The organism is Aurantiacibacter gangjinensis (assembly GCF_001886695.1).
Taxonomy (GTDB): domain Bacteria; phylum Pseudomonadota; class Alphaproteobacteria; order Sphingomonadales; family Sphingomonadaceae; genus Alteraurantiacibacter; species Alteraurantiacibacter gangjinensis.
In genome coordinates this window covers 346,651-361,695 of record NZ_CP018097.1, presented here as the reverse complement: position 1 = coordinate 361,695, position 15,045 = coordinate 346,651, and the positions used below count along the sequence as shown (strand labels likewise).

The following is a 15,045-nucleotide window of genomic DNA, read 5'->3' as shown; positions in this document are numbered from 1 at the left end:
CTCGCAGAACAAACGCCTAATTCAGTCGCACCCAGCGACTGACAGAGCGCGACTGCGCGACCGCAGTTGCCGCGTAGCGTAGCGGAGCGAACAGCACCGAGGACGAGGGCGCGGATGCGCCCTCGCAAACTACCAAGCCCTTGTTTCGGTAAAACGCCCGTTGCGGCGATAGCGCACCATCCAGCGATCAATGAAGAGCGACAGCGGCTTGGGAGAGATGCCCAGTTTCGCCAGCTGCGGCACGCCCTTGCTCGCCACGCTGCCTTCTTCGAGCATGGCCAACTGGTCCGAATTGATCGGCGTCAGCGGAACCGATGCGAACATCTTGGCGAGAGGCGTGGGCATGGGGAAGAACACCCGCTGGCGCTCCTGCCCCTCGGCGATCATCTCGTGGATCTGCATCATGGTGAGCTTTTCGGGGCCGGCCGCCTCGAAGGTCTTGCCGCCATGGCTCTTGGGGTCTTCCAGCGCGGTGGTGACGGCAGCAGCCACATCGTCCACCCACACGACCTGGAATTCGCTATCCGCACCGAAGACCGGCATGACCGGCATCATCTTGACGAGATCGGCGAACATGGGGACCAGCCCGTCATCCTCGCCGAATACGACAGAGGGTCGCACTACGCTGGCTTTCGGGAAGGCGTCGAACACTTGTCGCTCGCCCATGCCCTTGGTGCGGTAATAGCCGGTTTCCTTTTCCGCATCCGCGCCGATGGCTGAGATGTAGACGAAAGCCTGCGCACCCGTATCCGCGGCAGCCTTCGCGGCGTGGCCGGCACCGTCGGCCTGCAATGCCTTCTGGTTTCCTTCGAACGTGCCGATCAGGTAGACCACTGCGTCCGAGCCGTTCACGCAAGCCTCGATGCTGCGCTTGTCCATCGCATTGCAGCGCGCGAATTGCAGCTGGCCCAGATTGGCCAGCGGCTTCAGCTTGAAGGCTTTTTCCGGGTTGCGCGCGGCAATGCGAACGCGCGCGCCGCGCTCCAGCAAATCCTGCGCCACATGGCTACCGATAAAGCCGTTGCCGCCGATCAGGGTGACGAGCTTGCCGTTCAGCGGAGATTTGCGGGCCATGGGACGTGTCTTTCGCTTGCGAGTATGCAGAGTGCTGCCGCCATTGCCGCAAACGCGCGCATGGGGCAATGCCCGAGACTTACGAGCCGCCACCCGCCTGCGTTCCCGCCGCAGAAATTATCGCGCGAGGCTTCTGTCCATCGTTGACAGGCCGCCCGCCCTGTCCTAACTGCGCGCCCCTACCACGCAGGCGGCATTCGATGACCGGCCTGCTCCGGTGCCCAGATGGCGGAATTGGTAGACGCACCGTCTTCAGGTGGCGGCGCTCGCAAGGGCGTGGAGGTTCGAGTCCTCTTCTGGGCACCATTTTCAGCGGCGATAAATCTATCGCGTTCTGCACTGTGGGATGGCTCCTCATCGTAATCGCCCTGTCGCGCGAGTTTCGACATATTAGGCTTTTCGCGGAGCCCTTCCATGGAACCGATGATAGCATTGTTGCTCGCGCTGGCCTGGGTCGTGATGGCGACCGGGTGGCTGCGCCTACATCCGGTCATCGCGCTTTTGCTGGCGGCCCTTGGCTACGGACTGCTCACCGCCGTTCCGGCAGGCGAGATCGTCGGCCATGTCGGGGCAGGCTTCGGAGCGACCATTGGCTACATCGGGCCTATCATTCTGCTCGGTTCGATCATCGGCGTATTCCTCGAACGCTCCGGCGCAGCGGCGAGGCTGGCGCGGCTTTTGATGCGCGGCATAGGCTGGAAGCGCGTTACCATAGGAATGGGCGGAATGGGGCTGGTCGTTTCTGTCCCCGTCTTCTGCGACAGCGGCTTTATCCTGCTCTCGCCGCTCAACCATGCTGCGGCGCGGGAAAGTAACGGGTCAGTCGTGCCGGGCGCGCTTGCACTGGCACTTGGCCTATATGCCGGGCACACCATGGTGCCCCCGACACCGGGGCCAATCGCCGCTGCGGAATTGCTGGGGGCTGATCTCGGTTTCGTCATGCTTTTGGGCCTGCCCATTGCCCTTCTGACGACCTGTGCTGGAGCCGCCTATGCCCATTTCGTCGGCAGAAGAGCATTCATCGCCCCCGATGCCATGCCCCCCGAACCTGCGAGCATGGAACCTGCTGGCGACAAGACTGGTCCGTCGATTGGAAAAGCTCTGGCACCGGTAGCGCTCCCGATAGTCCTGATCTGCCTTGGCACGCTTGTCGCATTGCCTTCGGTCTCGCGAAATATGGGCGATATTTCCGCTATCGTCGCGTGGTTAGGTCAGCCTATCATCGCGCTTGGCATCGGTGCGCTGGCCGCGCTCGCTCTGCCTGACAGGCTGACACGAGATATGCTGTCCGAAAGCGGGTGGATAGGCGATGCTATCCGTGACTGTGCCGTCATCATCCTGATTACCGGCGCAGGCGGCGCATTCGGCCGCGTACTGGCCGAATCGGGAATAGCATCTTCGGTGAGCGGGATTGCCGGGATCGAGGGATTGGGACTTTTGCTGCCGCTGCTCATCGCAGCGGCGATCAAGACGGGGCAGGGCTCTTCGACGGTGGCGATCATCACCACGGCAGGGCTGACCGCGCCGCTGCTTCCCAGTCTCGGGCTGGAGTCCGACATGGACCGCGCTCTTGCGACCATCGCCATCGGTGCCGGGGCCATGGCGATCAGCCATGTCAATGACAGCTTCTTCTGGGTGGTCAGCCGACTATCGAACATGTCGACCCGGCAAGCCCTAACGCTATATTCGCCCGGCACGCTGGTGCAGGCCGTGGCGGCCTCGATCGCCGTAGTGACTGCGAGCGCGCTGCTGGGCTGATTGCGCCGGTCGCGTCAGTGTTCCATAGCAGCGGTCACGAAATCGACGGTTTTGCGCGTGGCCTTGGCAAACTCGGTGGCCGTCGCGGCGAAGGCGCCGAATTCGACGAATTCTTCCGGCTCCATCGCATCGAAGTCATAGGCCTTGCGGAAATAGGGCAGGCGCCGCAATCTTTCGATCAGCTCGGCTGGTGGTTGCTCGTCGATGGCGTTCGCGTCGAAATCATCGAGCCTGTCTTCGACCTCCATCAGCTTTGCAATGTAGGTGGGCGGGCAGGTGTATACGAAGTCTCCGCCGGCGATCTTCTGGATGTGCCAGCTGGATGCCTTGCCGGTTTCGGGATCTTCATGCACGCGCATGGAGCATTGCAGCATTTTGGACGGGTAATTGTTGGTCCGGCCGAATTCATAAGCCCGCTTGAGGACCGCCATCTCGCCCTGCTGGATTTCCGCGGGCGTAAACGCCAGATCGCGCATCGCGGCTTCCGCTTCCAGATCGCCGATCGTCCCGAGCCTTGACGACATATGCGTGACGACGGACCGCCAACGGTCGAGCGATACGCCCGATGCTCTTGCGCGCGCCAATCCCTTCGAGACGGCATCCATGCAGCGCTGATATTGCGACACTGTGAAGGACGTTGTGTTGTTGGTGGCGATGCCGCGCGCGGTCAGTTCCTCGATGACCTCGTACCCTTCCTTCGACCCAGGTATCTTCACCATCACGTTTTCGCCCTGCGCGGCGATCTGCAGACCTTCGCGCAGCATGCGCTCTCCGTCGCGCACATAGCGGGGATCGACCTGGCCGGATACGTAGCCGTATTTGGCTCCGGACTTGCGGAACACTGGCAGCACCATTTCGGCGCTCTTGCGCACGACCTGCAGGTAGGTTGCCCAGTAAACGCCCTGCACATCGCCCCGAGGATAGTCCTTCGCGATGCGCTGGATTTCCGCCCGCCAGTATTGCGGATCGTTTTGCAGGGCTTGCAGGCTGAGCGGCGGGTTCGTCGTGACGCCGCGAAAACCCATCGTGCCGTCTTGGGCGATTGTTTCGGGATCGAGCAGGCGCTGCAATTGCTCGGCCCACACATCGCGCTTCTCTGCCGGTGCGGAGGCAAGGGTGGCCTGCGCCCAGTCCTGATAGACGAGAGGCGAGGAATCCCACCAGATTTCACAATCCGGATTGGTAGCTGCGAGTTTCTCTAGGACGTGCAGGGTCATGGGCCGCTCCTGTGTCAAAGGGCCGAAAAGGTCTGGAATGGAGCCGCTTGCGCGGCAGTCGGAAAGCGCCGATGCGTCAGAAGACGCGGATCGGCACCTGTGCCGGGGCGTCGAGAAGCCCCTCGAGCTCGTCATCAAGGCGTAGCATGGTGAGGGAGAAGCCGTTCATCTCCAGCGCCGTGCAATATTCGCCGACATAGTTGCGCACGACCGTGAGGCCGCGTTCCTCGGCAAGCTCGGCCGCTTTGCGGTAAAGAACGTACAATTCGCTGATAGGCGTTCCGCCAAGGCCATTCACCATCAACGCCACGCGGTCACCCTTGTTGAACGGCAAATCGCCCGCGACCAGTTCGAAGACATCGGTCATCAACTCGTCGGCGGACTTCATCGCGATACGTGCGCGGCCCGGCTCGCCGTGAATGCCGACGCCGAATTCGACTTCATTCTCGCCGAGAGTGAAGATGGGGTCTTGCTTGGCAGGCGGACGGCAGCCCGACAGCGCCACGCCCATGGAGCGCACGTTGTCGTTCACCTTCTCGCCCAAGGCCACAAGCGTATCGAGGTCCGCTCCATTGGCGCTGGCCGCGCCGCACGCTTTGATGACGAAGAAATTGCCTGCCACGCCGCGTCGACCGACCGTATGTGTGGAATCCTGCACGGCGACGTCGTCATTGATGACAACCTTGCCGACGCGGATGCCTTCGGCTTCGGCCATCTCTTGCGCCATGTCCCAGTTCATCCGGTCGCCCTGGTAATTGTTCACCAGATACAGCACGCCCTTAGGGCCGTTCATGGCGCGAATGCCCGCAAGACACTGGTCCATGGAAGGGGCGGCGAAGACCCCCCCAGGGACGGCTGCGTCCAGCATGCCGGGGCCGACGGCCATGACATGGGCAGGCTCATGTCCCGATCCCGATCCCTGCACGATGCGAACTCGGTCGGCATTGGCGGCACCGGCAGCGCTGATGATGTTGTATTCGCGGTCCCATTCCAGAGTGTCGGGATTGGCGCGCACCAAACCTTCCAGCATTTCGGTCACGAAATTTGCAGGATCGTTTACGAATTTTGCCATGGCCTTGTCTTTCTCTCCTATCGCCTATGCGCCGCTGGTCAGGCGGTCAGGCGGATTGCTTTGCGGTTTCGGCGATGCGCTTGGTCATCGTGGCGACCGCCACGCAGCCCGGATCGAGCGTGCCGATGGACCGCTCTCCGGTGAAGGATTGCCGGCCCCGGCGCGCTTCGAGGTTTCTGGTGTCTTCCACGGCCTGCTCCGCGGCCGCGACAACCGCGGGCAATGGCTCGCCGTTCTTCTCCGCCTCGAAGGCGCGGCTCATCGGGCAAAGAGCATCGAGCAAGGTCTTGTCGCCCTCTTCGGCGCCGCCGCGGGCCTTGATGCCGTCGATCGCGCGTTCGAAAATCTGGCCGATGTCGTCAGCCGACAATTCCGACTTGTCGCGCGCCACGATGCCGGCGCGCATGAAAGCGGTCCCCCAGATCGGCCCGGAGCAACCGCCCACCTTGCCGGTGATGATTTGCGATATGGCGAGGAAGAAGTGCCCGATGGAGGTCCGGTCGAGCGTATCCCATTTGGCATCGATCTCGCGAAAGCCGGTTGCAAGCGAAACGCCGAAATCGGCATCGCCAACCACCCCGTCGAGATCGGAGAAATACGCTTCGTTTTCCAGCGCGACATCGATCATGGCGCGAACAGCCAATTCGACATCTTCCATTGTCACGGAATTCATTTTTACCGTTCTCCCAAACGTATCAAATCTAGCGCCAGTCTACGTGGCAATTTCAACCAATGGCACGGCATTCGCGCCGTCGCCCAATTCCGGCACGACACGGTAAGCACCTTCGAAACTTTCCGATGCCGTATAGGCGCTCGTCGTGACCACGCAGCGCATGCCCGCACTGGTGGCGGCGCGGCAGCCGATCTCGCTGTCTTCGATCACCAGACACTGCGATGCGGGAAGATCTAGCCGCTCGGCTGCCGTTAGATAAATTTCCGGATCGGGCTTCTTACGCGATACCGCATCGCCGGCCAGGATGAACGAGAACGCGTTCGCGCGGTCCGGCCCCAACAGGTCCACACAGGCCTGAACGGATTCGAGCTTCGAGGTGGAACATACTGCCAGCGCCATATCGGCGGCGCGCGCTTCGTCCACCAATCGGGCGACACCCGGCCGCAGCGTCATTTTTCCGCCGCGCAGCAAGTCTTGGAAGGCCGCAGATTTGGTCGCGTGCAGGTCCTTTATCAATGCGTCGCGCTCGGCTTCGGCTTCAGGCCAGCCATTGCGGTCGAAGTAGAAGCGCATGCGCTCTTTACCGCCAGCGACCTGAAGGAGGTCATGATACTCCCTGACTCCCCAATGCGCATCGATACCGTGCGTTTCGAAAGCGGTGTTGAAGGCGACCCGGTGGCCATCCTTCTCGGTATCGACGAGCACGCCGTCACAATCGAAGATAAGCGCTTGCATCATGTGTCAGGCGGCTTCCTGCATGACCAGCTCGGCCTTTCCGGCCCCGCCGAACTGTTCGATCTTCTGGACGAACAGCGCCTTGAGCGCATCGAACTGGGCATTGATGTAGGATAGCGGCTCGTAGTCGTCGGGATTGGCCTGCCGGTGATCGAGGAAACTGTCGATATAGACGTGCTTGAGCGCGGTAGAGATGTTGATTTTCGCACAGCCCAGCTTGATCGCCCGTTGGAAAATCTCGTCCGACAAGCCGGTGCCGCCATGCAGCGCCATCGGCACACCTGTGCGCCGGTTGATCTCTTCGATCAGGTCGAAGCGCACCTCGGGCGTGCCGCGATACTGGCCGTGCGCCGTGCCGATGGCACCGGCAAATGCAGCCAGCTCCAGTTTCTGGCAGAACTCTTCGGCTTCGGCAGGATCGGTCAATCCGGCATCTTCGGCTTCGACGACGATGTCTTCCTCGACACCGCCGATCTCGCCGATCTCCGCCTCGATACCGATCCCTGCAGCATTGGCCCAGTCGTTCACCTGGCGGGTGCGCTGCAGGTTCTCGGCAAAGGGGCGATCCGAGGCATCGATCATGACCGAAGTCCATCCGGTGTCGATGCACTTCCGGATCATGTCCATGTCCTTGCCGTGATCGAGATGGAGGACAACGGGCGAATCGGTATCCGCTGTCAGATCGCGCATCCAGCCGGCCAGTGTTTCGTGCCCGTAGCGCCGGATGGTTTTGGCCGATGTCTGGACGATCACCGGAGCGCGAACGCTGTCCGCCGCAGCGACCATGGCCGACATGGAATTGTAGTCCACCGGATTGAAGGCGGCCACCGCATATCCGTTTTCAAGCGCGTGGCGAAGGACAGGGGTTATGCTGACGAGTGGCATCGTGATCTTTCCGCTGAATGATGTGCATCTTGCGTAGCGTCACGGGCGATCAAGAGCACTGGCGAGATGCGCGGTTTTCACGATGCGGGCGTATCGCCCGTCAGCCCGTCAGAGCCCTTGCGCGCGCGGTCATGCGGTGCTCGTCCAAAGAGCGGATATGCCGGGCAACTGCGAGCAAGCGGGCAGCGTCCTCGCGTCGGTCCCGGCGATTGACGGTGTCCGAAGCTGTCATCAAACCATCCGGGATCGCCCGCTTGCCGTGCAGCGCACCGATCAGTCCGCACACATGTGCGGCAATCGATTCGCAATCTTCGCCGTAGAAAACGCTGGCGCGCAGGGCCGACAGGAAATCCCCGCCCGACCATTTGAGTATGGCGAGGGCGGCGACGGGATTTTCGATGGAGATTATGCGCGACGGCTCGCCATATGCGGAGCGCTCGGCGTCCTGCATATCGGCCTCTTCGATCTCATCGTCTTCTAAGCGGACGCCCGAGAATGGCAGGTATTGCTCGCGCACGGTGGCGACCATCTCGTAAACGGACATGGAAGCGCTGACGGTGGGCAGGACGGCATGCAGCGCATCGCGCGTTCCGTCGCGCGCCAGGTCGAGAGAGGCATCGAGCACGGATGCGACATTCGCATCGGGAGCGAGCGCTGCGGCAAAGCTTGCAGCGGCGACTGCACCCGCTTCAAGCCCGTAGCTGGTTTGCGTCGCCAAGCCGAAATCGGCAGCTTCGCGATAGGCCCGGTCGGGGTCGGCGGCATTCACCACGCCGATCGGCATCGTATAGCCGCCATAGCTCTGCGTTTCGCGGTTGGCATAACCGGCACGGCGCGGCTCCATCCGGTAGATCGCAAGCTGCCGGTGCGAGTAGCGTTCGGGAAACCACAAGGGTCGCTCGATAGACGGCATGGTGTCCTGTCGCTCCGGTATCCAGACCGGACGCTCGGCATATTCCGGAACGAAGTAATCCGCAAAATCGTGCGCGGACAGATGATCGCGCTTTTCCTCGTAGGCGCGGATCAGAGCCTCGAGGAGCAGCCCGTCATCGGTGATGCGGCCTTCACCCTTGCCCCGGCCGGTGCCCACCAGTTGAGGATCGGTCGGCGGTAGGAATTGCCGAAAATCATGGTCGCCGAAGCGCGCCACGATATCCCGCGACTTCCAGCCCTCTACGGGCGCGCCCATCCCGTCGCCGATGGCAAGGCCGTAGAGCGCCGCCGCGATACGGTCCTGCGTGCTGGTGTCCGGCGTGGAAGCGGCGAAAGTAGGTGCGGTGCGAGCGACCATGCCGACCCCTGCCACGCTGCCTGCGCCAAACATGGCGGCGCGCCGCGATAGAGAAAGTGGCGATCTCAGCTTGTTGTGCACGCTCATGCAGCTCCGCTCCCTGATAAATTGTCCAAGACCGCGCGCGTCATGCCCTTTGTATCAGCCGGACCTCCCAGGTCCGGCGTAAGGCAATCGCTACGAAGCAAGGCCTTTTCCATTGCGGCCTCGACGTCCGACGCCGCATCTTTCTCGCCGAGATGATCCAGCATCATCGCGCCCGACCAGATGGCAGCGACGGGGTTGGCTATGCCTTTGCCGGCAATGTCCGGTGCGCTGCCATGGACCGGCTCGAACATGGATGGATAGTCCCGCTCGGGATTGATGTTCGCCGACGGTGCGATGCCGATAGACCCGGCAATCGCAGGGCCGAGATCGGAAAGGATATCGCCGAACAGATTGGAAGCGACGACGACATCGAACCAGTCCGGATGGCTTACAAAGTGCGCGGTGAGGATATCGATATGGTACTGGCTCGTCGCGATATCGGGATATTCGGCGGAGATGGCTGCGAAGCGTTCGTCCCAGAAGGGCATCGTATGCTTCATCCCGTTGGACTTCGTAGCCGAGGTGACGTGTTTCGCGCTCCGTTTGCCCGCGAGATCAAAGGCGTAGCGCATGATCCGGTCTGTGGCGGCGCGGGTGAAGACGGAGGTCTGGAACGCCGCCTCTGCCGGCGTGCCATCGGCAAATCTGCCGCCAATGTCGGAATACTCGCCTTCGGAATTCTCGCGGACGATCAGGAAGTCGATATCGGCACCGCTGCGCCCGACCAGCGGGGACTGGATGCCCGGCATCAATCGCACGGGGCGCAAATTGACATATTGCTGCAGGCCGCGGCGCAGCGGGATGAGGAGCCCCCAAAGGGATTCGTGATCGGCAACACCGGGAAAGCCCACCGCGCCAAGCAGGATCGCATCCATGCCGGATAGCTGCGAGATACCGTCTTGCGGCATCATGGCGCCTTCGGCCTTCAGCCGCGCGCAGCTCCAGTCGAACGGTCGCCAGCGGAAGACAATGCCATGCCGTTTCCCGACCGCTTCGAGGACTGCGCAGGCTGCCGGGGTGACTTCCTGCCCGATGCCGTCACCCGGAATCCGGGCGATGTCATAGCTTTTCACACCCTGTTTCCTTGATCGCGAAGGTTTGATCGCCGGATGGCGAGGCAGCTAGTTCAGGTGACGGGGGGCGATGCCGTTAATGCTCTCGGTAACCTTGGCGGACGCCGCCTTGATCGCGCGGCCCAGCGAATGCATCCGGTCCTTGGGCATGCGGTTCAGCGGCGCGGAAATCGAGATGGCCGCCACCGGCTTGCCGCGATGGTCGAAGATCGGCGCACCCACGCAGCGCAGGTCATTGAGGTTTTCCTCGCAATCGAAAGCATAACCGCGCTCATGCGCCAATTTCAGCTTCTCGCGCAGGAGGCCGACATCGGTGTTGGACTTTCCGGTACGCCGTGTGAAATCGCATGCCTGGAGATATTCCGCCAGCTGCGCGTCCTCCCAGTAAGACAGCATGCTCTTGCCGCCCGCTCCATATTGCGCAGGCAAGCGATCGCCTTCGCGCAGGCGGAAGGGGGTGGGCAGGGGCGTAACCTTTTGGCCCACATATATCTGGCTGTTGTCCTGCATCACGACGACATTCACCGTCTCGCGGCAATCCATGCTCAGCGCGGCGGCGACCGGCGTGCTCAGACGCTTGATGACGCCTGCTCCATCGAATGCCGAGCCGACGGAGAAGGCGCGCGGGCCAACCCGCCAGAGGCTGCGCTTCGCATCGAACATCACGAATTGCATGGCGTCCATGGTGGTTAGCAGGCGGTGCGTGGTCGACCGGGCAAGGCCGGTCGCTTCGGCAAGCTTCGTAAGCGTCAGGCCTTCCGGATAGTCGGCAAGGACTTCCAGCGTACCGAGTGCGCGCACCAGCGACTGCACCTGGCCTGACGATCCGGCATTGCGGATGATATCGGCAATGCCGGTCCCGTCTTCACTACGGACCTGCGTATCATGCGTTCTCCCGAGCGACTGCCCGAGAGGCGCCCCATCGGCACCATTTTCCAATTGAGTAGCCATGACATCCTCCTTGCAGGGCCAGCGTGGAGAATGTCCGTACTTTGCCATGCATATAAGTCGATCCACCCGTTTTCCGGGTCAGACCATGCTGCCGATCGTCGGTTCTGCTTTTTTATAAAAACAGTCACCGCTCGCAACCGGAAGCTGTGACGGATTCTCACGGTATCCGTATGATGGAATAAAGCCCAAAAAGTGCCGAGCCACAAGCGGCAGCGCCCAAGCCGTTCCACATCGTGGAAACGCGGCTCCCTTCGTTTGCGAGCTTGGCGTACCGATCCGGCTTTCGGCAAAAGGGAGAACCGGGATGCATCGCAGATCTTTCATGGCAGGAGCGGGCGCCCTTTCTGGCGCAAGCATGTTATCCGCGTGCGCCCGGTCGCCCATGTCTGGAACGGCAATGACCGGCGTTTCCCAGAATGGCGGAGCGTTTGCATATGACTGGCGCAACCCCCGCATCTGGGGCGTGGCGAACCACTTCTCGGCTCCCGAGTTTATCGAGACAATCGAAGTCTATTCCGCCGGCGCGCGGCAGAACTACATGCGGCTGAGGTCGCGCAGCGGAGCGGAAGGGGTGGTCGCCTGTAATAATCGCACGCGTGCCCTTGCTTCCGTTCTGTCGGAACTCGTCATTCCGTTTTTCATCGGCAAGGATGCGGTCCAGATCGAGCAGCTGATCCAGGACGTCTACCGTCATGGCCGCAATTACAAATATGCCGGCATGGCCCTCTGGAATGCCGTGTCCTTCGTGGAATGCGCAATACTCGACATGCTGGGCCGCGTGGCGCAGCGGCCTGTCCATGCACTCTTCATGCCCCAGCTGCGCAGCGAAATTCCGATCTACCAGTCGAACCTGATACGTGACCCGAACCTTTCGCCGGACGGGCTGCTCGATATTCTCGAAGCCGACATCGCCGAGTCCGGAGCGCGCGCCGCCAAGCTCAAGATCGGCGGGCGGATGAGCCGCAATGGCGATGTCTATCCGGGCTATAGCGAGGCTCTTATCGTCCGCGCGCGCGAGCGGCTGGGCGACGACATGACGCTCTATTTCGATGCCAACGGATCATACGACGCGGCGAACGCCATTCGCATCGGCAGGCTGCTGGAAAGCGTGAATGCCGGCTTTTTCGAAGAGCCCTGCGAATGGCAGGACTACGCTGCGACCCGCGAAGTGACCCGCGCGCTCGACATGACTGTCGCAGGCGGAGAGCAGGACACTTCGCTCGCCCAGTTCGCCGATATGCTCGATACCGATATCGTCGATCTGATCCAGCCGGACACGATGTATCAGGGCGGCTTCATCCGGCTACTGCAGATGGCCGAGATTGCGCGCTCGCGCGGAACGGTCATCACGCCGCACAGTCCGCGCAATGATCCGACGCAGGCCTACATCCTGCATTTCGCGGCGATCTGCCCCAATCTCGGCGAGTATCAGGAACACCGTTCCAACGAAAATGTGCTACCGATGAGCACAGGCGTTCCGCCCGCGCGTGGTGGAACGGTGAGCGTGCCGACGGGCCATGGATGGGGCTGTGAATTCGACGATGCCATTTTCACGACGGTTCCGCGTCTCGTTTGATCGTTCTCTTTTACCGTGACGGAGGCAAGTGCCGGTTTTCGCAAGATGGTGCAGGTGGCCGCATCGGCCGCCCGTGCCTTGCGCGACGATGCGGCTGATATCTCCGCATGGCACGCGCTTGCCCGGTCGTGCGACGCTTTAGGCCGTTACGATGCTGCTGCCCGTGCCTGGCAGATGTTGGAAAAGCTGGACGGAGCGCGGCCCGAATACCGGCTGGGCCGCGCGCGCTCGATGCTTTCCGACCGGGATGCGACTGGCGCGCTTGCTATCCTGGATGATCGCGATGTGGCCGACGACGCGCCTTTCGCCGCTGCGCTGGTGAGAGGCCATGCCCTGCGCGCTCTGGGGCAGACGGAAGAGGCGGTTGGCCAGTACCGCCACGCGATCGATCTGGATACATCGAGCGGCATAGCCTGGTGGAGCCTCGCGGCGATCAAACGCTCCGTGATCGCGGAGGGAGAGCTGGCGACGCTGGAAAATCTTGCGACCAAGGACGATGCGAGCGCGGGCATTCTCTACGCGCTGGGAAAGGCTTATGACGACACGGCCGATTTCGCACCTGCCTTCGCGGCGTATTGCAGAGGTGCGAAACGCTGGCACGCTGCCCATGGCTATGACGCGGAGAGCGACGTGCGAGTGTTCGACGATCTGGCGGAAGCTCCGTCACAATGCCGGGTCGCGGATGACGGGGGCGCTGCCTCCTCGCCGCGCCCGATCTTCATCGTCGGCATGCCGCGGTCGGGATCGACATTGCTGGAATATATCCTCGCTGCATCTCCCGATGCTGCCGGTGCGGACGAACGGCCCTATCTGGGCAGAATAGTCGCAGAGATGGGCGGCTATCCGACCAAATTGGCGACGAGCGATCCGGCGGTATTGGCGAAGGCCGCGACCCGCTATCGCGCGCTGATGCAGCGGCATTCGGGCGATCGGCCAGTGGTCATCGACAAAAACCCCAACAATCTCTGGTTCGTGCCGTTCATTCTGGCGGCGTTCCCTGACGCGCGCATTGTCGACCTGCGCCGCGACGCGATGGACGCGTGTTCCAGCGCATTCACCCAGCTTTTCCCGGCGGGATTCGACTACAGTTACGATCTGCAAGATCTGGCGGCCTTCAGGCAGGGCTATGTGTCGATGATGGACCGCCTTGCAGCTCAGCGGCCGGACCGACTGCTCATCGCATCCTATGAGCGGCTGGTGAAAAACCCCGAGGCCGAGGCCCGCCGTATTTTCGACCATTGCGGGCTGGAATGGAATGCGGACTATCTCGACGCGTCGAACCGGCAGGGCGTGGTCCACACGGCAAGCACGGAGCAGGTGCGTCGGCCCATAAGCACTGCTTCCATCGGCAAATGGCGGCGTTTCGAGCGCGGGTTGGCGCCGCTGGCAAAGGCTCTCGGGGCTCGATTGTAATGGCAGTTCTCACGATGTGGACGCGCATGCATTGATGGCCGCATGGCTTCGGCATACCACTTGCGATCTGTCACGATTGCCAAGGTAAGGCCGATATATGTCCCGAATTCTTCTCATTGCCGCTTGTCTGGGTTCCATGCTGCTGGCGACGCCCGCAGCGTCTTCGGAAGGGGGCATCCGGCTGAACCACGTCTGGTCCCGCATTGCCGATATCTATGGCGAGCTTGGGTCGGTGGAGTCCGCGGAATTCTCGCGCGACGGGCAGTATATCGTCACCGGTACAAAGTTCGATTACACGGTGCGCATCTTCCGCGTATCGGACGGCCATCAGATGTGGTCGCGCACGCTGGCACAGGAAATCGAAAGGGTCGCCTGGACAGTCGACGGGCAGCATGTCGCAAGCGTCAGCGAAGATGGCCTTTTACAGGTGTTTCGCGCCGACACGGCCGAGATTGTCTTCACCTTCCAGCACCAGAACGGGATCGACGGCCTGAGCGCCTCGCCCGATGGCCGTTATCTCGCGACGGGGCAGGAGCGTGTGGACGGCATGGGCGTAACCCGCGTATTCTCCACCGAAGACTGGTCATTGGTCACGCAGATACCGCATCGCGGCACCGTGAACGAAATCGATTTCTCGTCGGATTCCACCATGATGGCTGTCGTGGGCGATAAGGCGGCGCGCGTCTATAACGTGGCCGACTGGAGCGAGCGCCATGCCTGGGACATCGCCGAGGAAAGCCCGCTCTTCGATGATGACCACATCTACATCAACACAAAGTTCAATCCCGATGGCACCTTGCTGGCGGCAGGCGGGACGCATGGCTTCGTCTATATTTACGACATGGCGACCGGCGAGCTGGTTCGCTTGCTCAACAAGTCAGGCCAGAAGACCGAAACGCTCGAATGGACTCGCGACGGCCGGTATCTCGCGGTTGCCGGACACGGCTTCACCATCGATTTCTTCGCAACCGAATATCTGCTGGACCCCTCCGTCCGCAACGATTCGCTGCCCTACGCCCACCGCGCCCAGGTGACCGATGCGTTGGAATACATGCATTTCAACACCGAGGGCACGATGCTCACAACCGCGCATCAGGACGGCACGGTGCAGCTCTGGACATTCATGTCCGACGATCCGCGCATTAATGAGCGACGTCACCGCGAGGTGCGCGAAATCCAGGATCGTGCGGCAGCCGAAGCCAATCGCGCTTCCAACTGATCCGGCATAAGAAAACCAGAG

13 protein-coding genes and 1 tRNA gene are annotated in these 15,045 nt (G+C 61.9%); 5 read left to right on the top strand and 9 right to left on the bottom strand.

The genetic code is table 11. The features are described 5' to 3' along the window. Positions 1 to 129 precede the first annotated feature (129 nt). Positions 130 to 1,074 (bottom strand): complex I NDUFA9 subunit family protein, encoded by a 945-nt coding sequence (locus tag BMF35_RS01745; protein WP_047006662.1) that lies wholly within the window; start codon positions 1,072 to 1,074, stop codon positions 130 to 132. Between the two features lie 219 nt (positions 1,075 to 1,293). Here BMF35_RS01745 and BMF35_RS01740 point away from each other — a divergent pair. Continuing rightward, positions 1,294 to 1,380 (top strand) — tRNA-Leu (locus BMF35_RS01740). A gap of 108 nt (positions 1,381 to 1,488) precedes the next feature. Then, positions 1,489 to 2,832, top strand: coding sequence for a GntP family permease (locus tag BMF35_RS01735; protein WP_047006661.1), 1,344 nt, complete (start codon positions 1,489 to 1,491; stop codon positions 2,830 to 2,832). Between the two features lie 14 nt (positions 2,833 to 2,846). Here BMF35_RS01735 and BMF35_RS01730 read toward each other — a convergent pair whose 3' ends face one another. From BMF35_RS01730 to BMF35_RS01695, 8 genes are all read right to left on the bottom strand, one after another. Further along, positions 2,847 to 4,049, bottom strand: coding sequence for a transaldolase family protein (locus BMF35_RS01730; protein WP_047006660.1), 1,203 nt, complete (start codon positions 4,047 to 4,049; stop codon positions 2,847 to 2,849). Between the two features lie 76 nt (positions 4,050 to 4,125). Next, the gene (locus BMF35_RS01725) at positions 4,126 to 5,121 is read right to left on the bottom strand and encodes a dihydroxyacetone kinase subunit DhaK (RefSeq protein WP_047006659.1); all 996 of its coding nucleotides are present in this window, start codon (positions 5,119 to 5,121) and stop codon (positions 4,126 to 4,128) included. 46 nt (positions 5,122 to 5,167) lie between these two features. Then, positions 5,168 to 5,794, bottom strand: a complete 627-nt coding sequence (gene dhaL / locus BMF35_RS01720; RefSeq protein ID WP_047006658.1) for a dihydroxyacetone kinase subunit DhaL — start codon at positions 5,792 to 5,794, stop codon at positions 5,168 to 5,170. 39 nt (positions 5,795 to 5,833) lie between these two features. Further along, positions 5,834 to 6,532: an HAD-IA family hydrolase gene (locus BMF35_RS01715; protein ID WP_047006657.1), complete on the bottom strand. Its 699-nt coding sequence runs from the start codon at positions 6,530 to 6,532 to the stop codon at positions 5,834 to 5,836. 3 nt (positions 6,533 to 6,535) lie between these two features. Then, positions 6,536 to 7,414 (bottom strand): class II fructose-bisphosphate aldolase, encoded by an 879-nt coding sequence (locus BMF35_RS01710; RefSeq protein WP_047006656.1) that lies wholly within the window; start codon positions 7,412 to 7,414, stop codon positions 6,536 to 6,538. Positions 7,415 to 7,514: 100 nt separating this feature from the next. Next, positions 7,515 to 8,792, bottom strand: a complete 1,278-nt coding sequence (locus BMF35_RS01705; protein WP_082115658.1) for an ADP-ribosylglycohydrolase family protein — start codon at positions 8,790 to 8,792, stop codon at positions 7,515 to 7,517. After that, positions 8,789 to 9,865 (bottom strand): tartrate dehydrogenase, encoded by a 1,077-nt coding sequence (locus tag BMF35_RS01700; RefSeq protein ID WP_047006655.1) that lies wholly within the window; start codon positions 9,863 to 9,865, stop codon positions 8,789 to 8,791. The genes BMF35_RS01705 and BMF35_RS01700 overlap by 4 nt, the downstream gene beginning before the upstream one ends. Before the next feature lie 48 nt (positions 9,866 to 9,913). Further along, positions 9,914 to 10,816, bottom strand: coding sequence for an IclR family transcriptional regulator (locus BMF35_RS01695; RefSeq protein ID WP_047006654.1), 903 nt, complete (start codon positions 10,814 to 10,816; stop codon positions 9,914 to 9,916). Between the two features lie 382 nt (positions 10,817 to 11,198). Between BMF35_RS01695 and BMF35_RS01690 the strand changes: the two genes are divergently transcribed. The 3 genes from BMF35_RS01690 to BMF35_RS01680 all read left to right on the top strand — a co-directional run bounded on the left by BMF35_RS01690 (position 11,199) and on the right by BMF35_RS01680 (position 15,024). Next, positions 11,199 to 12,392 (top strand): mandelate racemase/muconate lactonizing enzyme family protein, encoded by a 1,194-nt coding sequence (locus BMF35_RS01690; protein WP_162199218.1) that lies wholly within the window; start codon positions 11,199 to 11,201, stop codon positions 12,390 to 12,392. A 15-nt stretch (positions 12,393 to 12,407) separates the two neighbouring features. Continuing rightward, positions 12,408 to 13,805 carry a tetratricopeptide repeat-containing sulfotransferase family protein gene (locus BMF35_RS01685; RefSeq protein ID WP_156172094.1) on the top strand — a complete coding sequence of 466 codons (1,398 nt, stop codon included), beginning with the start codon at positions 12,408 to 12,410 and terminating at the stop codon, positions 13,803 to 13,805. A 97-nt stretch (positions 13,806 to 13,902) separates the two neighbouring features. After that, positions 13,903 to 15,024: a WD40 repeat domain-containing protein gene (locus tag BMF35_RS01680; protein WP_082115655.1), complete on the top strand. Its 1,122-nt coding sequence runs from the start codon at positions 13,903 to 13,905 to the stop codon at positions 15,022 to 15,024. Positions 15,025 to 15,045: the final 21 nt, after the last annotated feature.